This is a genomic window from Cellulophaga sp. 3_MG-2023 (assembly GCF_030546975.1).
Lineage (GTDB): Bacteria > Bacteroidota > Bacteroidia > Flavobacteriales > Flavobacteriaceae > Cellulophaga.
The window spans coordinates 70333-89684 of record NZ_JAUOPS010000001.1; the positions used below are offsets into that span (position 1 = coordinate 70333).

The 19352-nt window shown below is 29.4% G+C and carries 14 protein-coding genes and 3 tRNA genes; 13 read left to right on the forward strand and 4 right to left on the reverse strand.

Features of this window, described 5'->3' with window-relative positions; translation table 11 throughout:
* The first annotated feature begins 6 nt into the window (after window positions 1-6).
* The 5 genes from Q4487_RS00185 (at window position 7) to Q4487_RS00205 (ending at window position 5667) form a co-directional block, all read left to right on the forward strand.
* Window positions 7-1557: a RagB/SusD family nutrient uptake outer membrane protein gene (locus Q4487_RS00185; protein ID WP_303543734.1), complete on the forward strand. Its 1551-nt coding sequence runs from the start codon at window positions 7-9 to the stop codon at window positions 1555-1557.
* Window positions 1558-1769: 212 nt separating this feature from the next.
* Window positions 1770-2969: a TlpA disulfide reductase family protein gene (locus tag Q4487_RS00190; protein WP_303543736.1), complete on the forward strand. Its 1200-nt coding sequence runs from the start codon at window positions 1770-1772 to the stop codon at window positions 2967-2969.
* Window positions 2970-2984: 15 nt separating this feature from the next.
* Complete coding sequence (locus Q4487_RS00195) at window positions 2985-4166, forward strand: TlpA disulfide reductase family protein (RefSeq protein ID WP_303543738.1); 1182 nt, start codon at window positions 2985-2987, stop codon at window positions 4164-4166.
* Window positions 4167-4177: 11 nt separating this feature from the next.
* On the forward strand, window positions 4178-5395 hold the full coding sequence (locus Q4487_RS00200; RefSeq protein ID WP_303543740.1) for a TlpA disulfide reductase family protein: 1218 nt from the start codon (window positions 4178-4180) through the stop codon (window positions 5393-5395).
* Window positions 5396-5430: 35 nt separating this feature from the next.
* Window positions 5431-5667, forward strand: coding sequence for a hypothetical protein (locus tag Q4487_RS00205; protein ID WP_303543742.1), 237 nt, complete (start codon window positions 5431-5433; stop codon window positions 5665-5667).
* A 259-nt stretch (window positions 5668-5926) separates the two neighbouring features.
* Here Q4487_RS00205 and Q4487_RS00210 read toward each other — a convergent pair whose 3' ends face one another.
* The gene (locus Q4487_RS00210; RefSeq protein ID WP_303543744.1) at window positions 5927-6358 is read right to left on the reverse strand and encodes a hypothetical protein; all 432 of its coding nucleotides are present in this window, start codon (window positions 6356-6358) and stop codon (window positions 5927-5929) included.
* Between the two features lie 94 nt (window positions 6359-6452).
* On the opposite strand from Q4487_RS00210, the gene Q4487_RS00215 reads away from it, so the two are divergent.
* Entirely contained in the window at window positions 6453-7256 is an 804-nt protein-coding gene (locus Q4487_RS00215; RefSeq protein WP_303543746.1) for a tryptophan-rich sensory protein, read from the forward strand.
* Between the two features lie 418 nt (window positions 7257-7674).
* Here Q4487_RS00215 and Q4487_RS00220 read toward each other — a convergent pair whose 3' ends face one another.
* Both Q4487_RS00220 and Q4487_RS00225 read right to left on the reverse strand, forming a co-directional pair.
* Window positions 7675-10419 (reverse strand): substrate-binding domain-containing protein, encoded by a 2745-nt coding sequence (locus Q4487_RS00220; protein ID WP_100896406.1) that lies wholly within the window; start codon window positions 10417-10419, stop codon window positions 7675-7677.
* A gap of 292 nt (window positions 10420-10711) precedes the next feature.
* Window positions 10712-10785, reverse strand: a tRNA-Arg gene (locus Q4487_RS00225).
* A 385-nt stretch (window positions 10786-11170) separates the two neighbouring features.
* Between Q4487_RS00225 and Q4487_RS00230 the strand changes: the two genes are divergently transcribed.
* From Q4487_RS00230 to Q4487_RS00240, 3 genes are all read left to right on the forward strand, one after another.
* Window positions 11171-11259, forward strand: a tRNA-Ser gene (locus Q4487_RS00230).
* A gap of 66 nt (window positions 11260-11325) precedes the next feature.
* Window positions 11326-11400 (forward strand) — tRNA-Pro (locus Q4487_RS00235).
* 354 nt (window positions 11401-11754) lie between these two features.
* A complete protein-coding gene (locus tag Q4487_RS00240) occupies window positions 11755-12396 on the forward strand; it encodes a sugar-binding protein (protein ID WP_303543748.1) in 642 nt (213 codons plus the stop codon).
* Window positions 12397-12401: 5 nt separating this feature from the next.
* Here Q4487_RS00240 and Q4487_RS00245 read toward each other — a convergent pair whose 3' ends face one another.
* Window positions 12402-13439 carry a LacI family DNA-binding transcriptional regulator gene (locus tag Q4487_RS00245; RefSeq protein WP_100896404.1) on the reverse strand — a complete coding sequence of 346 codons (1038 nt, stop codon included), beginning with the start codon at window positions 13437-13439 and terminating at the stop codon, window positions 12402-12404.
* A 165-nt stretch (window positions 13440-13604) separates the two neighbouring features.
* On the opposite strand from Q4487_RS00245, the gene Q4487_RS00250 reads away from it, so the two are divergent.
* The 4 genes from Q4487_RS00250 (at window position 13605) to nagB (ending at window position 19118) form a co-directional block, all read left to right on the forward strand.
* A complete protein-coding gene (locus Q4487_RS00250; RefSeq protein WP_303543751.1) occupies window positions 13605-14513 on the forward strand; it encodes a sugar phosphate nucleotidyltransferase in 909 nt (302 codons plus the stop codon).
* A gap of 1 nt (window position 14514) precedes the next feature.
* Entirely contained in the window at window positions 14515-15588 is a 1074-nt protein-coding gene (locus Q4487_RS00255) for a phosphotransferase enzyme family protein (protein ID WP_303543754.1), read from the forward strand.
* A 151-nt stretch (window positions 15589-15739) separates the two neighbouring features.
* Complete coding sequence (locus Q4487_RS00260) at window positions 15740-17059, forward strand: sugar MFS transporter (protein WP_303543757.1); 1320 nt, start codon at window positions 15740-15742, stop codon at window positions 17057-17059.
* A gap of 130 nt (window positions 17060-17189) precedes the next feature.
* The gene (nagB, locus tag Q4487_RS00265) at window positions 17190-19118 is read left to right on the forward strand and encodes a glucosamine-6-phosphate deaminase (protein WP_303543760.1); all 1929 of its coding nucleotides are present in this window, start codon (window positions 17190-17192) and stop codon (window positions 19116-19118) included.
* Window positions 19119-19352: the final 234 nt, after the last annotated feature.

Consider the following 19352-nt stretch of genomic DNA (forward strand, 5'->3'; position numbering starts at 1 on the left):
CTTAAGATGAAAACATATAAATTATTAACCTTACTAATGTTTGTAAGTACTCTATATGTAGGGTGCAGTGATGATTATTTAGACGAGGCTCCCTCAAAATCTCAGGGAGTAGTACCTACTACAATAGAGGATATTGCAGGCTTATTAAATGACCTTAGAGTGTTTAGTCAAGAAAATTCTTCTGAGTTAATTTATTCTACAGATGACTTTGGTATTAATATAGATTATTTTAATGCAGATGTTAATGAGTTTACGGCACCGGTAGCACATGAGTATACTTGGAATACAGAGTTTCCAGCATTAGACGCAAGAGGTACACGTGTATGGAATGGTGAATGGAAAAAAATATTTAATGCTAATTTAGTTTTGTTAGCATTAAATGATGTAGAAGGTACTGTTCAAGAAAAAGCTAATTTAAAAGCAGAAGCTCACTTTATAAGAGCATATAGCTATTTTTTATTAGCAAATACTTATTGTTTGTCTTTAAAGGGGAATGAGCAAGAAATGGGCTTGCCAATTAAGAGAAGCACTAGTTATGAAGAGACTTTAGAAAGAGCTAGTTTACAAGATACTTATGATTTTATAACAGAGGATTTAGAAGAGGCTCTTAAAATTAATCGTCAGTTAGAAAAATTTAATGGTTTAGATCGTATCTGGAGAGCAAGTACAGTGGCTGTTAATGGTTTTGCAGCTAGGTATTATTTAGCATTGCATGATTACGAGAAAGCTCAAAAATATGCACAGGATGCTCTTAATGAAAAAAGTACATTAATTAATTTTAATACAGATATTGTAGAGACTTCGATTATAGTAAATATTGAGAGTGATGGAGATCCTAGTACATCTGAAACAGCCGAAATTTACAATGGAGATTATATTGTTAATACATCAGTAATTAATGATATCTTTTATTGGACTGAAGCGTATTATAATAGAGAAATGTCTAGCCCTATTGGTCAACTTTGGCCTTCAGAAGATTTGTTAAGTACGTACAATGCTAGTTATGATTTAAGGTACAAACATTTTGTTGTTGAAAATTTATCTTATTTGAGAGGGAGTGATGGTATAGGTTTACCATTGTATAGCCAGTCTGGTTATCAAACAGTTTTTAGTCATTTAATATCAGGGCCTACAGCGGCAGAGATGCTTTTAATTAAAGCAGAATGCCAAATAAGACAAGGCTCTTGGGCAGATGGGTTGCAAACAGCAAACGTTTTACGTGCTAACAGAATAGATGTAAACGCACCAGCAGATGTTATTAACTTGTCAGGAACATCACAGTCAGATGCATTAGTTAAAGTATTGGAAGAACGTAGAAGAGAACTACCTTTTGTTTTAAGATGGTACGATTTAAAACGTTATAATTCTAATGAAGACCCATCTGATGATGTAGATAATATTACTAGAAATTTTTATCCTTATTCCCAAGTAACTATAGATCATAATTCATCCTTACAAACTTATACTTTACCTAAAGGGTCAAGAAGATATGCACACCCAATACCAAATCAAGAAATTATTACTTCAGGAGGTGTTATTAAACAAAATGAATATTAATAAATTATAAAATTAGAATTACTAAGAGTTATATAATTCTTAGTAATTCTTTTAATAGGCACATTGTTGCTTTCTCTTCTGTATTAAAATAATTTATTATTAAAGTTGGCATCTGTTTTAAGGGAGTTCATATAAAACAAACCTTCTATTTCAATCAAAAAAATAGATAATAGATAAAATCATTATCGTATAAAAATTAAATGATCAAAAAAATGAAAATCATAAAAACAATATATATAACAATTGCTATTGTAGCTCTTGCTTTTACCTCTTGTAAAAACAAAGAAAAGAATCAACTAAAAGAAGATGGTTATGTTATTACAGGAACGGTAAATGGATTAGATAATTCTTATGCTAAAATTACAGATTACCAAATTTTTAATCAAAATAAAATCAATGTAATAGACAGTGTAGCTGTTGTAGACGGTAAATTTAAATTTGAAGGTAAAATAGCTAATCCTGATATGGTTACATTAGTATTAGGAGAGTATAAGTCAAATTTTTATTTAGAGAATAGTGTTATAGAAATTGCAACAGATGTAGAGACTTTAAAAGACAGGGAGAATATGTTTGCCTTGGACGTAAAAGGATCTAAGGGACAAGATAAGTATAAAGAAATTGAAGAAAAAGCATCAGCAATTTTTAAAGATCCAAAATATGATGTTTTTACAGAGGTTAGGCAAATGTATGTAAAAGCTAAAGAAGAGGGTAATGAAGAATTATTAAATGAAGCTGTAAAAAAACAGGAGAGTTTACAAAGTTTAGCAGAAGAAAGAAGAGCAAGATATAAGAATATTAAATATGATTTTGTAAAAGCAAATCCAAGTTCAGCAATTGCACCTTATGTTCTTGGAGTGCAGTATACAGAGGGCAGAATGTCTAGAAAAGAATTAAAAGAATATTATGAAATTTTTACCGGAGATGCACGTGAAGCAACCTTTTTTAAAACATTTATAACAAAAATATATAAAGATAATTTTGAGAATCTAGGAATAGGTAATACTGCGCCAGATTTTACTTTGCAAACAGTACAGGGTGAAGAATTAACTTTATCAAACGTAAAAGGTAAGTACATTTTAGTAGATTTTTGGGCTAGTTGGTGCGTGCCATGTAGAGCATCTTTTCCTCATTTAAAAGAACTAAGAAAACAGTATAAAGAAAAAGGATTTACAATTGTTGGTGTAGGTACAGCAGATGAAAAAGAAAAATGGAAGAAAGCAATTGAAGAAGATAAAACGCCTTGGAATCATGTTTATGATGTAAGTGAAAACCATGCTTACGGTCCAGTAGCGCAATCTTATGGTGTTCCTCATTTACCTACAACACTATTAATAGATAGTGATAGAACAATTGTATTAAGAAACCCATCTAAAGAAGAGTTAGATGCTAAACTAAAAGAGCTTTTTAAGTAATAAAATAATTATAATATGAAATTGATAAAGAACATTGTTTTATCCTTTACAGCTAGTTTAGCTTTATTAGGTAGTGTTAATGCCCAAGATACAAAAGATACTTTTACACTTAAAGGAGAAATAAAAGGGTTAAAAGGTAACTTGTATTTTAGACATCCAGATAAAAAGTATACAAGAGAAACTTTACCAGACTCTATAATTGTAACAGACGGAAAATTTAGTTTTTCTAGTACTATTTCAAATATGTCTCAGATACGGGTATACCCTGGTTTTAATGGTCCTGATGGAGAACTTTTTAAAAAACCAAAAGGAGGTAGGGGAATGTTTCCTGTAAAAAGCGCTTATCTAAATTTTTACGCTTTTCCCGGAGCAAATGTTACAGTAAAAGGAGAGGCAACAGATTTTATGAATGCCTACCCAAGCGGCGATAAATTTAACAACAGTTTAGCTAAAGCAAATAAGTTAATGTACCCAATGTATAACCAAATGGGAAACTTAGCGGTAAAAAATACTTATGAGACAGATTCTGTACAAATAAAAGCAAACAATAAACAAGCAGAAGCAATTTATGCCAAATCTATTAAAGCTTTAACAAATCATATAAAAAGTAATCCAAATTCTGTAGCCTCAGCTTGGTATTTAAATGATTTAATTCTGCGTACACAAGTTACTAATGAAGAGGCAGAGGAGTTATTTGCTTCTTTATCTAGAGACTTGGCGGAGTATCCAGATTATAAAGCCGTAGAATTACGTATAAACGGAATAAAAGCTACTGCAGATGGCTCACCAGTACCATCTATAAAAACAACAGCAACCCTAGAGGGTAAAGAGTTTAATATTAACTCATTAAAAGGGAAGTATATATTAATAGATTTTTGGGGGTTATGGTGTGGACCTTGTGTAGCAGAAATGCCTCAGGTAAAAGAGTTTCAGGAAAAACATAAAGATAATTTAGTTGTATTAGGAATTAACTCTGGTGATACAAAAGAAAAAATTGCGGCTTTTGTAACCAAGAATGGGTATGGTTGGCAGCAGTTATTAAGTGATAAAGCTAACACAACAGACAATTTTGTAAATAGGTTTAATGTACAAGGTTTTCCAACAAAGTTTATTATAGACAGACGAGGTAACATTGTTAAACGCTTTGTTGGCGGTGGAGAAGAAGCATTTGAAATGTTAGAAGAGTTATTAAAATAAAATATGATAATATGAGATCAATATTAAAAGTATTAGTAGTATTTATAAGTGTAACTACCGCTTTTTATTCTTGTAAAGAAAAGCAAAAAGAACAACCAAAATTTGAAGGTTACACTATAAACGGAATAATAAAGGGAGCAAATAATACTTATGCAAAGCTATTAAGTAGTAGCTCTTTAAACTTTAATGAAGCTGTAGTTTTAGATAGTACAATAATTAAAGATGGTAAGTTTCAGTTTTCTGGTAAAGTAGAGTTTCCGGATCAAGTCACCCTTATGGTAGATAAATATGTTAGTTCTTTTTTCATAGAAAACAGTGATATAACTGTAAGTGGAGACGTATCTAATATAACAGGGAGAGATATTAGATTTACATTAGATGTTAAAGGTTCTAAGTCTAATGATGAGTATGAGAAAATAAAGAAATCACAAGAAAGTTTATTTAATAACGAAAAATATAAGCCATTAGAAAAAATTAGAGAATTATACGCAAAAGCCAAAGAAACTAAAAGTAAAGAAGATCTTAATAAAGCAATGGCATTACAGGAAGAACTTAGACCTTTAATGTTACAAAGAAATGATGAACGTGTTGCTTTAAAATACAATTACGTTAGAGAAAACCCTAGCTCTACTTTAGCTCCATATGTTTTGGGAGTACAGTATACAGAAGGTAGAATGACGAGAGACGAGTTAAAAGAATTTTACAACATTTTTAAAGGTGACGCTCGTAAAACGGCTTTTTTTAAAGGTTTTATTACAAAAATATATAAAGATAATTTTGAAAATATTGGTGTAGGTAATACAGCTCCAGACTTTACTTTAAATACCAATAAAGGAGAAGAATTAACCCTATCTAAGGTAGAGGGTAAGTATATTTTAGTAGACTTTTGGGCTAGTTGGTGCGTGCCATGCAGAGCATCATTTCCTCATTTAAAAGAACTAAGAAAACAATATAAAGAAAAAGGCTTTACAATTGTTGGTGTTGGTACAGCAGATGAAAAAGAAAAATGGGAGAAAGCAATAATAGAAGATCAAACACCTTGGAGTCACGTTTATGACCCTAGTGAAAATCATGCGTACGGAGCAGTAGCAAAATCTTATGGGGTACCACATTTGCCAACCACCTTATTAATAGATAGCAACAGAAAAATTATTTTAAGAAACCCAACTAAGGAAGAGTTAGACAATAAATTAAAAGAGTTAATGAAAATTATTATAAAGAAAACTTAGACTATTTTTATCCTGAAAAGTATGGTTGGTATAAAATGATTTTAGACGAAGATGCTAAGTCTCTTGGTATAGCAAATAATGATATTAAATTGTTAGAGAAGGCTGTATCTATGTTAAAAACGGGAAGAGATAAAGAAATGGCGTACCGCTTGTTATTAAGATATACTAAGCAAACCTTTAAAACAGATAAGGAATGGGTAAATTGGTTTAAGAAGAACCATAAAAATCTTTACTTCTCTGAAGGAGATGGTTATAAGTTTATAATTATCTAAAATATGAAAGCCACCATTACGGTGGCTTTTTTTTATTATAAAATTTTATTTTATTAGAACTTTATGTTTTGTAAGTAAAGCTTAGCTTCAATTTTTTTAGCACTAAACCAGTCATTTTTTGCTGCTTGGGGCTTAATTATAACGTCGAGATTTCCATCTTCACGTCTAATATTATCACCAAATATTTTATCTACTCAAGCAATATTTTGTAAAATACAAAGCTTATTACTAAAAAACACTTATACTCTCTGCAGTTAATTTATTTAGCCTTACTGTTGTAATACCATAGATTTACTATAAAGTTTAAAGACATACCAATTAATAATAAAGGTATAAAAAAGGTTTTACTATATACTAACTCTATAAAAACTTCTGATGCTGTCCAAGTAGTGCCAAATTCTATTTTATTGCTATCTGCAATGTCAAAAAACGCATATGATATTAATAATAGTGGACTAATTATAAAAATGAAATTTCTAAAAATTTTATTTTTCATTTTAGGAATAAGCCACATACATAAGCTAATGTAAAATAGACATATAAAAAGAGGAAAAACAAGCTCGTTGTTATATGGGTTGTAATAATCCATATCATTTAAAAATAATCTTTGGAAAATAAGAATTGTTGCCCAAATTGAAAGTAGCGCAGCAAAGACATATATTATTTTTGAAATTGGTTTTTTCTTGCTCATTTGTATTTTATAGTTACTTTACATACTTACAAAACTAGCAAATCAGAATTGGTTTTGCAGTATTACTTTTGTAACTTATAGAAAAAGAAAAAAGATGAAGAAAAGTTTACAAATAGCTAACGGTATTGCATTTATTTTTACGTTAATAGTAAATTACTTGTCTAATACAGGTAAAATGAATGGTACAACTATAGGAGAGGTGTCTGGAGGTTTAAAAACCTTATTTACACCTGCTGGTTATGCTTTTTCTATATGGGGGGTTATTTATCTTTTGTTGTTTGTTTTTATACTATATCAAGGCAGGAGCCTAGTTGTAAGGGTTAGAGATAATGACTTTGTATTAAAAATAGGATGGTGGTTTGTAATTTCTTGTTTAGCCAATTGTTTTTGGATTGTTAGTTGGATATATGGTTACACGGCATTGTCTTGTGTATTTATTTTTATATTACTTTTTTCAATTTTAAAAATCATATTAAATAATAAAATGGAGTTGTGGGATGCGCCAATAACTGTAATTGCATTTTTATGGTGGCCTTTTGTATTGTATGCTGGCTGGGTAACTGTTGCTAGTATTGCAAATGTATCTGCATACTTAGTAAAAACTAATTGGGGTGGTTTTGGTATAGCACCCTTTGTATGGACTATTATAATGATTGTAATAGCAGTAATAATTAACTTAATTGTAACGTGGACACGTAATATGCGAGAGTTTGCCCTTGTTGGCGCTTGGGCTTTAATTGCAATTGCAATTGCAATTGCTAATAAAGGAGTAGAGGAGCAGTTAGTTTATATTGCCTATGCTGCTGCAGGTATTTTAATAATAAGTAGTTTTATACACGCTTTTAAAAACCGTAAAACAGCACCTTTTATAAAATTAAGAGAATATCTAAAAAAATAATTTTAACCTAAAAAGCCTTGCTAATATATATTAGTAAGGCTTCCTGTTTGGGGAACAGTAGTTTATTTTTATATCGTTAAAAAGATATTATGACTTAATTTATTTTCTTTAAAAAGAAATCAATATTTATGCCAGCCTACACTATTTAAGCGTATTTATCTTTTTATTAGTTTTTAAAGTGAAGTGCAAGTTACGCTTCAATTTTAAGAAACACTTTCTTATTTGAATCAATTAAGTTTGATAATGTAATGAGTGCCTAACTAATTTAAAATTAGTTGTTTAAGTATTTGTTTTGTGGTTTGTGTAGATGAGTGTTTAAAATTGATACAGCTTTTGTATAAAATTGATACATACATTTATCGTTTCAATTATTAATTAATTAAAGTCCAAGTCCTGTTAAACCTAAATTTTTAAATAATTAAGTGTCTCTGTATTGTTTTGGAGATGTATCAAATTTACTTTTAAAGCTTGTAGAAAAGTAATTAGGAGAAGAGAAGCCAGTTGCATAGGCAATTTCCGAAATAGATAAAGAAGACTCTTTAAGTAGTTTTTTTGCTTTGTCTAGTCTTGTATTTAAAATATAGTCACTAACATTTACACCTAATATAGCCTTTAGTTTTCTATAAAGCTGAACCCTTGATATGTTTAAATTTTCTGCCATTGTCTCTACAGAAAAATTAGAGTTGTCTATATTATCCTCTATTAAATTATTAATTTGTATTATAAAATCTTGTTCTGTAGAGCCAAAGTTTTCTTGAGAGTTGATTTTATGAATATTATTAATAAAGTAATATCTTAATTTTTCTCTATTATATATTGTTGTCTTTATAGATTGAGATAAAACAGAGAAACTAAATGGTTTAGTAAGGTACAAATCTGCACCAGATTCTAGTCCTTTTATATAAGAATCTTTAGATTCTAATGCGGTTAGTATTATTGTAGGTATGTGAGAGGTACGTAAATCATTTTTTAAAACTTCACAAATAGTAAACCCATCTTTATCTGGCAAATTAACATCACAAATAATTATATCTGGTATAATATCTAATGCTTTTTCAATTGCGTCTATTCCGTTAGATAAATGAACTTCATAGTTTAGAGATAGTTTACTTTTTAAAAATTTTATTAAATCTAGATTATCTTCAATAATTAAAATAACGTAATTATCTTGGCTATCCGCTATTGAAGATTCATTAAAAACATTGTCTTCATCTTCATTAAAAAAGTTGATAACAGAAGTTTCTAAAACATCAGTTTCACAAATTATTTCATCTTCGCTAAGGTGGCTGCTACCTTTGTGTAATTTTATAGTAAATTCTGTTCCTAGTTTACTGCTAACAGCTATGGAGCCTTTATGCAGCTCTATAAATTCTTTAGATAGTAGCAAGCCAATTCCAGAACTAGATTTGTTGTTGTTTGTACCTCTAAAAAAAGCTTTAAATACTTTATCTAAATCGTCACGTGGTATTCCTATACCTGTATCTTTAAAGTATATATTTATAAAATCTTTATTCTTATGATCTTCAATTTTTATAGTAATTTCTCCATTTTCTGGTGTAAATTTAAAAGCATTAGAGAGTAAGTTAAAGTAAACCTTATCTATTAAATTTTTATCAATATAAATTTCTAAATCTTTATTGTTTGTTTCTAGTGTAAACTTGATATCTTTTTTTTGAGCTTCATATTTAAAGTCCTCATAAATTGTTTCAGAAAACTCTAATAAATTAACTTTAGAAGCTTTTAGTTTAAACTGATGTTCTTCTGCTTTTCTAAAATCTAATAGTTGGTTAATTAATCGTAACAAACGTTTAGAGTTGTTAAAAATTAACCTTATATCTTTTGTTAAATTATTATCTCTTATGGTTTTATTGTCAGATAAAGATTCTATAGAAGAAAGTATAAGTGTAATAGGGGTTTTAAATTCATGAGATAAGCCTGTAAAAAAGTTAACTTTTGCCTCATTACTTAACTCAGCTTCTGTTGCTATTTTTTTAATTTTATTTCGTTGTTTTTTTATTTCAATATTACTTGCTTCTAACTCTTGCTTTTTCTTTTTAATATTATAACCACTATAAATACTAAATATACCAAGAACAATGCTTAAAATAAACAAACCAAATACTATTTTTAAAACGTTACTTTGGTTTGTATAGGTTTCTTCTTGTAATTTAATTTTTTCTTGTTGTTTTAAAATGTCTTTTTGATGTTGAATGATTTTATCAAACTGATTACTCATAATATCAGCATTTCTACTATCTATAACTATAGTTTCTAATATGTTTTTTTTAGCTACTTTTTCTCCGTTAATAATTTTAATTGCAGTTTTTATAGCTTCATCACCACCAGTAGGATAATATATAGTAGCCTTTAATATTTTATCTTTTACAAGCTGTATACCTCCGTTTGCGCCAGTTAATCCATCAACACCTATTACATCTATTTTTTTATCTAGTTTTTTATCTACCAGTATTTCCCAAGCACCTAGAGCCATACGGTCGTTGTGACAAAAAATATAATCAATGTCTTTGTTCTTATCTAAATAAGTATTTAATGGCTCTTTTATAGAGTTGGCCTCCCAGTTACCTTCTATAGTATGTGTAATACTTAAATTGGTTATTGCACTTATAACATATTTAAAGCCTAAATGACGTTCTTTAGCAGGTGAAGATCCTTTTAGTCCTGTTATTTCTAATATTTTTTTATCATCATTCTTATTTAAAGATGCTATGTAGTTAGCTGCGTTTTTACCAATTTGTATGTTATCTCCACCAATATATGAGGTGTAATTTTGACCATCAATTTTTCTATCTACAATTAATACAGGTATGCCTTGTTCTATTGCTTTATTAACAAATGGTGTAATTGGTTTAGATTTTATAGGAGATATAATTAAAACGTCTACTTTTTCTTTAATAAACTGCTTAATATCTTCAATCTGTTTTTCTACATTATCTTTTCCGTCAAGTATTTTTAAATCTATATCAGAATTAAAATCACTCTGTATTTGCATAGATTCATTCATAGATTTTCTCCACTGATCATTTACTCCAGTTTGTGAAAATCCAATAGTTAATTTTTTAGCATCCTCTTTGCTGTTATTACATCCGTAGCATATTATTAAAGCAAAAATAACAGCAAGCTTACTAAAATTAAAACGTAGCATTTTATGTGTTTTATAATTAACTAATAGATATATATTTTCTTTAGTTAATCAAGCCTAATAAAACATAATTAAAGTAAGAAAATAAAAAGCTAAAAGAAAGTATTTTAAATGACTAACTAAGTACTTTTATGTTTTAAATTTAAACAAATATTAATAATTTTTACTAAAAAAATGATTATTAACTATTTATGTCTTTTTCTTTTGAAAAAACAGTGCGATGTAACCTTAAAATGTATAGAAGAATTTTTTAATATAAAACAAAAAAGCCTTCAGTAAAACTGAAGGCTTTTTGTGATCGCGAAAGGATTCGAACCTTTGACCGTCTGCTTAGAAGGCAGATGCTCTATCCAGCTGAGCTACGCGACCATTTAAATAACAAATGGTTTGTTATTCGGGGTGCAAATATACAATAACCTATGTTTAATATGCAAGTAAAATTTATATTTATTTTCACTTTTTTTATTTTTATTATTTTGAAGCAAATCTTGAACTTTTTTAAAGAATAAAAATTAATATATAGATACTATAGTTATATATATAAGATGCTCAAATAAGAGACATTTTTAAGTAATAGCATCAAATTTAAAATAAAGTGAAAAAAAGTTTTACTACAAATGTTCTTATAATGAAGCGGTTAGAAAAAAGAATTAAAAAAAAGTCAAAAAAAGTTTAAAATAGCTTGGTAGCTACCCTTAATCGTTATATATTTGCACTCGCAATTGAAAACTGCGCAAGTTCATTAAAGAGTATTGGAGAGGTGCCTGAGTGGCCGAAAGGAACGGTTTGCTAAATCGTCGTAGGTGGAAACACTTACCCAGGGTTCGAATCCCTGTCTCTCCGCAATAGCTGTCAAAGCAAATTGCGAGGACAGAAAATTTCTCTAAATTGAAATTATTGATAACCTATCGGGGTGTAGCGTAGCCCGGTTATCGCGCCGCGTTTGGGACGCGGAGGTCGCAGGTTCGAATCCTGCCACCCCGACAATTGAGTAGAAAGACTCAAAATAATTAAGCCAGTAATTTTTTACTGGCTTTTTTTATGCCTAATTTTTACCTATCTAGTATTTTTCTTCTATTTAACTTAATGTTTAGGTGTACTTTTATGTTGTGTAATTAAATTTTTTAATAATTGAAGCAACAATTATTATTTTAAAAATAAAAAATACCTTTTATATTATTGATAATACATTTTTATCCACTTATTAGTAATTATTACTTAAAAAAATGTGCTCGAACACAAAATTAATCCTTTTTCTTTTTCTTTCTTTTAAAATTTAAATAGATTAGCAATAATGTTACGTTTTTAGTATAAAATAGTGACAATAAACCATACTGTATGAAGAGTTATAATGTTAAGTTTATTAAAGAAGATAGCCTTGTTATTAATGGTAAGGGAGACCATATGTTATGGGGTAAAGCAGAGGTTCTTTCAGATTTTGTTTCTGCTTGGGACAGAAGGCCAAATTCTAGAATAGAATTTAGGTCTCTTTGGGATTCAAAAAAGTTATTCTTCTACTTTAAAGTTTATGATTCTCAAGTTTTAATAAATAAAGAAGATGATAGTGTGCAAAGTATAGGCAATTCTGATAGGGTAGAGCTGTTTTTTAAAATGAACGATTCTCTTAATCCATATTACTGTATAGAGATTGATCCTACGTCAAGAATTTTAGACTTTAGAGCTAATGCAAAAAGGAAGTTTGAATTTGATTGGAATTGGCCTAAGAATGAATTGGTTGTAAAGTCTAACATTAAATGTAATTATTTTACGGTAGAAGGTTCTATAACTATAAATTCTTTAGAAGAGTTGGGTTTAATTAAAAATTATAAAATTGAAACTGGAATTTTTAGAGCAAAATATAGTAAAACAGAAAATTGTAATTATGAGTCAACTTGGATTTCTTGGGTAAATCCTAATACCCAATATCCAAATTTTCATACATCATCATCTTTTGGTGTACTAAATTTACTAGATCAATAATGTGTTTAATTAAGGTAATCTTTTACATTTTCGCCATTAATAATATATAAAGGCAATAAAACTTCTTCAGTAATTTTTTTATCAAAAATTAAATGCTCTACTAACAGTGTAACCCCAATGTTAGCTTGTTTTTTTGGATTTTGATGTATTAAAAACTTTATTGTTTTATCTTGTAAATAGCTAATGTTTTGTTCAAGTAAATCATAGCCTACAAAAGCAACATCTGTATTTTTATTTTTTGATATTATTTCGGCAATTTGATAGGATTTAGAGGTAGTAACAAAAACTCCTTTTAAATCAGGACTGTTTTTTAAAAAATCACTAAAACTCTCATCTACATTGTCAGACTTTAACTTTAGTGTTTTTATATCAAAGTTTTGATTTTTAGATTCTGAAAAATAATTTCTAAAACCTTTTTCTTTCTCTTGCATGTGTAGAGCGTTTTCATACTCTTCATCAATATGTACAATAGCAATTAAACCTTCATTTAAAAATAAGTCTATAAGGCTGGCAGCAACTCTTCCGCTTTGAAATAGATCTTGTCCAACAAAACTATTTATTATTCTAGATTTTATTTGATTGTTAAATGTACCAGATAATATACCTAAAGAATTATAATTGTCAATAATATCAAGAGATTCTTTATAAAAAAGAGGAACTAGTAAAACTGCATCTGGAGATGTCTCTAATAAAATATCGTTTGTTTTTATAAACGAAGTAATGCTGGTAGGGTTAAAGTAAAAAATTTCTATATCAACATTAAAAGAGCTAAACTCTGTTATTGCTTCATTAATACCTTCTACACACGGTAACCAATATGAGTCTAAATTTGGATCTGGTAGTAAAATACAAATTTTATGTATTTTATTGTTTTTTAGGCTCCTAGCAATAATATTGGGCTTGTAATCAATTTCACTAAGAACTTTGTTAACACTTTCCAATGCTTTTTGGGAAACTTTTCCACGGTTATGTAATACTCTATCTACGGTTCCTTTAGATACACCGGCAAGTTTAGCAATGTCTTTAATAGTGTGTTTTCTCATAAAACAAAGATAAAAAACTTTTTAACTAATATCTAAAAATGTGCTCGAAAACATTTATTTAGTGTGCTCGAGCACATTTTTACCTGTTTTTCTTTTTTTTATCAAAATTCATTTATACATTAGCAGGGGAATGAGTATTTAGAATAATAATTTTAAGAATTAAATATGTGTAACACCAAGCCAACTTTAGTCATTTTAGCAGCAGGAATGGGAAGCCGTTATGGAGGGTTAAAACAGTTAGATAAGTTTACCCAAGATGGGGCAACTATAATGGATTTTTCAATTTATGATGCTATAGAAGCAGGGTTTGGAAAGTTTGTATTTATTATTAGAAAAAGCTTTGAGGATGAGTTTAAAAAGCTGATAGAAAATAAGCTTAGAGATAAAGTAGAGTTGGTTTATGTTTTTCAAGAAATAGATAGTGTTCCTGAGAAGTATATAAACCCTGAACGTAAAAAGCCTTGGGGAACTGGCCATGCTTTTTTGATGCTTAAAAATATTGTTAAAGAAAATTTTGCAATAATAAATGCAGATGATTTTTATGGTAAAAAAGCATTTGAGAAAATGGCTGATTGCTTAATTAATACAGATAGCGAGTCTTATAACTTTAATACAATGGCGTATTATTTAGAAAATACAGTGTCAGATTACGGTTATGTTTCTAGAGGGGAGTGTAAAATAAGTGAAAACGGTTGCCTAACTAGTGTAACAGAAAGAACTCATATAGAGAAAATTGACAATGAAATTTTTTATAAGAGTGATGATGAGCATATGGTTAGTATAAGTGGAAAAACAATTGTTTCTATGAACTTTTGGGGTTTTACTCCAAAATGTTTTGAGTTTGGAAGTGATCTCTTTATTAAATTTTTAGAAGAAAATAAAAATAATTTAAAGGCAGAATTTTATATACCAACAGTTGTAAACAATATTTTAAATTCTAAAAAAACAACTGTCAAAGTTTTAAAGTCAAATTCAAAATGGTTTGGTGTTACTTATAAGGAAGATAAAAAAATAGTTCAGCAAGAAATTCAAAAATTAATAAAAGCTAATATTTATCCTTCTAAACTTTGGTAATATGATATTGAATAAATTAAATTCTATTTATGCTTACTTTAATAATAATGATGAAATCATTTCATTTGATCAATTAGCTTCTGGTCATATTAATGATACATACTTTATAAAAACCAAACAAAATTCCTTTTTCATATTACAACAGATTAATAGTGGGGTGTTTAAAGATGTGCCAGGTTTAATAAATAACAAAGTGTTAATTAGTAATCATTTAAAAGATAAAAAAAAGCATTTACCTCCAACTGAATTAAAGCGTAGAGTACTGTCTTTTGTAAAAACACTAAATGGTGCTAATTACCATAAAGATAACGATGATAATTACTGGAATTTGATGATTTATATAAAAGGCAGTATTACATATGAAACAGTGAGTTGTGAAACGGTTGCCTATGAAGGAGGTAAATTAATGGGAGATTTTTTAAACCTAACTAGTGATTTTGATCCTAGTAATTTAATAGATGTTATTCCTAATTTTCATGATATGTCTTTTAGGTTTAATCAGTTTAATGAAGCGTTAAGTAAAGCATCTGAAGATAGGTTGTCTAAAGCAAATAAATATATAAAGTTGGTTTCTGATTTAAAAGAAGAGATGCATATTATTGAGAATTTAAAAGCGTCTGGAGACATAAAATTAAGAGTAACTCATAACGATACTAAAATTTCTAACATACTGTTTGATTTAGATAAAAAAGGACTTTGTGTAATAGATACAGATACTGTAATGCCAGGTATTGTGCATTATGATTTTGGTGATGCAATAAGAACCATTTGTAATACTGCTGCAGAAGACGAGAAAGACCTAAGTAAAGTAAAGTTTAATATTAGTTATTATGACGCTTACGTACAGGGTTTTTTAAAAGAAATGAAACCAGACCTTACTGCATTAGAAATAAAATACCTGCCATTAGGAGCTAAAACAATGATTTTTATAATGGGGCTTCGTTTTTTAACAGACTACTTAAATAACGATACCTACTATAAAACATCTTATATAGAACATAATTTAGATCGTTGTAAAAACCAGTTTAAATTAATAGAAAGTTTAACAGAGCAATTTAATAAAATGAAAATATAAAATATTTAAATCTAAGAATACTAATTATAAACACTAAAGTTAACAAAAACAGACCTAACCTATCCTAACCCAAAATGATGTTTATAGCATCTGCAAGTAACCAAAGATAATTTTAGTAATGAAGTAAAAATTAATATAAAGACTAAAAGTAATGACGGTAAAAAAGAAACATAGTACAATAATGCCTGTAGCAATAATTGCAGGGTTATTTTTTATTTTTGGTTTTGTGACCTGGATAAATGGTGCGTTAATACCATTTATGAAAACTATAAATGAACTTACAGATGCACAATCCTATTTGGTGGCTACAGCGTCCTATATTTCATTTGTTATAATGGCACTACCTTCTTCTTATATTTTAGGAAAAATAGGATATAAAAAAGGGATGTCTTTAGGTTTGTTTATTATGGCAGTAGGAGCTTTAATATTTATACCTGCTGCAGAAGCCAGAACTTATTGGTTTTTTTTATTAGGTATATTTATACAGGGTATGGGCATGACATTATTGCAAACAGCTGCAAACCCTTATATAACCATTCTAGGTCCTATTGAAAGCGGTGCAAAGCGTATAGCTATTATGGGAATTGCAAATAAAGTGGCAGGAGCTTTAGGTTCTTTAATTTTTGGAGCTATTTTACTATCTGGTATAGACGGAGTTAAAGAAAAGCTAGAATCTGTTTCTTTAGAAGAAAAAGAACGAACATTAGATATGATGGCAGATAGTGTATTTGCTCCATATCTTATAATGGCAACAGTGTTAGCTTTTTTGGGAGTTTTAATTAAGGAAGCGCAATTACCCAATGTAGAGGTAAGTAAACCAGAAGTATCTAGCCAAGGAGAGAAAGAAAAAACTAGCATATTTCAATTTCCTCATTTGTGGCTAGGTGTATTAGCCTTGTTTGCATATGTAGGCGCAGAAGTTATAGCAGGAGATACTATTATAGCTTACGGAATTTCTTTAGGTTTTACAGGAGAAGAGGCTAAATTTTTTACAACCTATACATTACTAGCAATGGTGGCTACTTATACTTTAGGTATATTTTTAATTCCAAAATATATTAAACAAAGAACAGCTTTAATTATCAGTGCTTTTTTAGGACTTATTTTTAGCATAGCTATTTTAAATACTACTGGGTTTACGTCTGTACTATTTGTAGCTGCCTTAGGTATTGCAAATGCCTTAGTTTGGCCAGCTATTTGGCCCTTAACACTTAATGGTTTAGGAAAATTCACAAATAAAGGTTCTGCAATGTTAATTATGGCAATATCAGGAGGGGCAATAATACCTCCGTTGTATGGTAAAATTGTAGATGCAGATAAATACAAATTAATTACCGCCGGAATGCAGGAAGCTGAAGCTACTACCATAGCAGCTACAAGTAGTTACTGGATTTTGATCCCATGCTATATTTTAATTCTCTTTTTTGCTATTTGGGGACATAAAATTAAGAGTTGGAGAAAAGATAAATAGTGGTAAATATTTAACCAATTACCTATTTATACAGTGTTTACTAATGTAGAGTATCAAATTAATACGGTTATAATTCTACGTATTAGTCAGCAATTATATTGTTATAAAAACAAACATAAAAAATTAGAAGATGTTAAAAAGTAATATTGATAAGGCTACAGGTTTTGAAAAAAGATTTGAAAATATAAATACGGTTGTTTTTAAAAACTCTACAAACGCATCAAAATCCGTAGCAAATGAAATTGCAAATTTAATTAGAGAAAAACAAAAAGAGAATAAAAGGTGCGTATTAGGTTTAGCTACAGGCTCTACGCCTAAAGGTTTATATGCGGAATTAGTAAGAATACATAAAGAAGAGGGGCTAAGTTTTAACAACGTAGTTACATTTAATTTAGATGAGTATTACCCTATGGAGCCAGACTCTATACACAGCTATGTTAGGTTTATGAAAGAACTACTTTTAGACCAAGTAGATATTTTACCAGAAAATTATAATATTCCTGATGGTACTTTAACCAAAACAAACATCTCTAAATACTGTAGTGATTATGAATCTAAAATTGAAGCAGCTGGTGGTTTAGATCTACAAATTTTGGGTATAGGAGGTAATGGTCATATAGGTTTTAATGAGTCTGGATCTTTACAAAACTCTAAAACTAGATTAGTAGCATTAGACCATATTACTAGAGTTGCAGCAAGCAAAGATTTTGGAGGTTTAAGTAATACACCAAGAACAGCAATAACATTAGGAGTAAAAAAAATAATGGAAGCCAAAAGAGTAATTCTAATGGCTTGGGGAGAGAGTAAGTCTAATATTATAGCCCAGTCTGTAGAAGGAGAAGTAACAAATAAAGTACCAGCGTCTTTTTTGCAAGAACATAACAATGCTGTATTTGTTTTAGATAAAGAAGCGGCTTCTAAACTAACAAGAGTAGATACTCCTTGGTTGGTAGAAAAAGTAGAGTGGACAGATAAGTTGATTAAAAAATCGGTATTAAGCTTGGCTCTTCATTTAAATAAGCCAATTTTAATGCTTACAGATGCGGATTATATAGAAAATGGTATGAGCGATTTGTTGGCAGATTCTGGTCCGGCTTACGACATCAATATAAAAATATTTAACAAGCTGCAGAATACAATTACGGGTTGGCCAGGCGGTAAACCTAACGCAGATGACAGCAACAGGCCAGAACGTGCTACACCAGAAAAAAAACGAGTACTAATTTTTAGTCCACACCCAGATGATGATATTATTAGTATGGGTGGTACTTTTAAACGATTGGTAGAACAAGGTCATGAAGTACACGTAGCATATCAAACCTCTGGTAATATAGCAGTAGCAGATGATGAGGCTTTGCGTTTTGCTAGTTTTGTGTGCGATTATAACGAGAAATTTTCTGTTGAAGACAAAAGAGCAGAAGAGATTTTTGCTAAAGCGGCTAAATTTTTAGCCAATAAAAAAGCTAGTGAAGTAGATATAGAAGAGGTACGTTATATAAAAGGTTTAATAAGAAAAGGAGAGGCAAGAGCTACAAGCTATTTTGTAGGTTTAAATGATGACCAAATTCATTTTATGAACCTTCCTTTTTATGAAACAGGTACAATAGAAAAGAATCCTTTAGGAGAAGCAGATATTAAGTTTACTATAGATCTTATAGATCAAATAAAGCCACATCAAATTTATGCAGCAGGAGATTTAGCAGATCCACACGGCACACACAAAGTATGTTTAGATGCTATTTTTGAAGCAGTAAAAAGGTTAAAGTCAAAACCATATATGAGTAATTGTTGGGTTTGGTTGTACAGGGGAGCTTGGCAAGAGTGGGGAATAGATGAAATAGAAATGGCTGTGCCAATGGGACCAGACCAGGTATTAGAAAAAAGACGCGGTATTTTTAAACATCAGTCTCAAAAAGATGGTGTAGTTTTTCAGGGCGCAGATAGCAGAGAGTTTTGGCAAAGAGCAGAAGATCGAAATAAAGAAACTGCATCTATTTATGATCAGTTGGGATTATCTTATTATGCAGCAATGGAAGCATTTGTAAAATGGGAATTTTAGCTTTAACCATTTATATTATTAGTCAATACAATTAAGATTCTAATATAATAGCCTGTTCTTTCTGTTTTGTATATATGCACTATAATTTTTAACAAGGTTTTTATTATTTTTTTTAGTGTTTAATACTAGTTTAAAATAAGTTTATACTGTATATTTTTATATTAACACATGTACATTTTTTTATTACATTGCTTATAGTTTTAAGTTTTTATGTGTTCGAACACATTTTTTGTG

Excerpts from the sequence above, each read along its gene's own strand:
- Q4487_RS00215 (WP_303543746.1), top strand. The coding sequence starts at position 6,453 with ATGAAGAAAAGTTTACAAATAGCTAACGGTATTGCATTTATTTTTACG.
- Q4487_RS00195 (WP_303543738.1), top strand. The coding sequence starts at position 2,985 with ATGAAATTGATAAAGAACATTGTTTTATCCTTTACAGCTAGTTTAGCT.
- Q4487_RS00255 (WP_303543754.1), top strand. The coding sequence starts at position 14,515 with ATGATATTGAATAAATTAAATTCTATTTATGCTTACTTTAATAATAAT.
- Q4487_RS00185 (WP_303543734.1), top strand. The coding sequence starts at position 7 with ATGAAAACATATAAATTATTAACCTTACTAATGTTTGTAAGTACTCTA.
- Q4487_RS00250 (WP_303543751.1), top strand. The coding sequence starts at position 13,605 with ATGTGTAACACCAAGCCAACTTTAGTCATTTTAGCAGCAGGAATGGGA.
- Q4487_RS00205 (WP_303543742.1), top strand. The coding sequence starts at position 5,431 with ATGATTTTAGACGAAGATGCTAAGTCTCTTGGTATAGCAAATAATGAT.
- Q4487_RS00210 (WP_303543744.1), bottom strand. The coding sequence starts at position 6,358 with ATGAGCAAGAAAAAACCAATTTCAAAAATAATATATGTCTTTGCTGCG.
- Q4487_RS00245 (WP_100896404.1), bottom strand. The coding sequence starts at position 13,439 with ATGAGAAAACACACTATTAAAGACATTGCTAAACTTGCCGGTGTATCT.
- Q4487_RS00200 (WP_303543740.1), top strand. The coding sequence starts at position 4,178 with ATGAGATCAATATTAAAAGTATTAGTAGTATTTATAAGTGTAACTACC.
- nagB (WP_303543760.1), top strand. The coding sequence starts at position 17,190 with ATGTTAAAAAGTAATATTGATAAGGCTACAGGTTTTGAAAAAAGATTT.
- Q4487_RS00190 (WP_303543736.1), top strand. The coding sequence starts at position 1,770 with ATGAAAATCATAAAAACAATATATATAACAATTGCTATTGTAGCTCTT.
- Q4487_RS00260 (WP_303543757.1), top strand. The coding sequence starts at position 15,740 with ATGACGGTAAAAAAGAAACATAGTACAATAATGCCTGTAGCAATAATT.
- Q4487_RS00240 (WP_303543748.1), top strand. The coding sequence starts at position 11,755 with ATGAAGAGTTATAATGTTAAGTTTATTAAAGAAGATAGCCTTGTTATT.
- Q4487_RS00220 (WP_100896406.1), bottom strand. The coding sequence starts at position 10,419 with ATGCTACGTTTTAATTTTAGTAAGCTTGCTGTTATTTTTGCTTTAATA.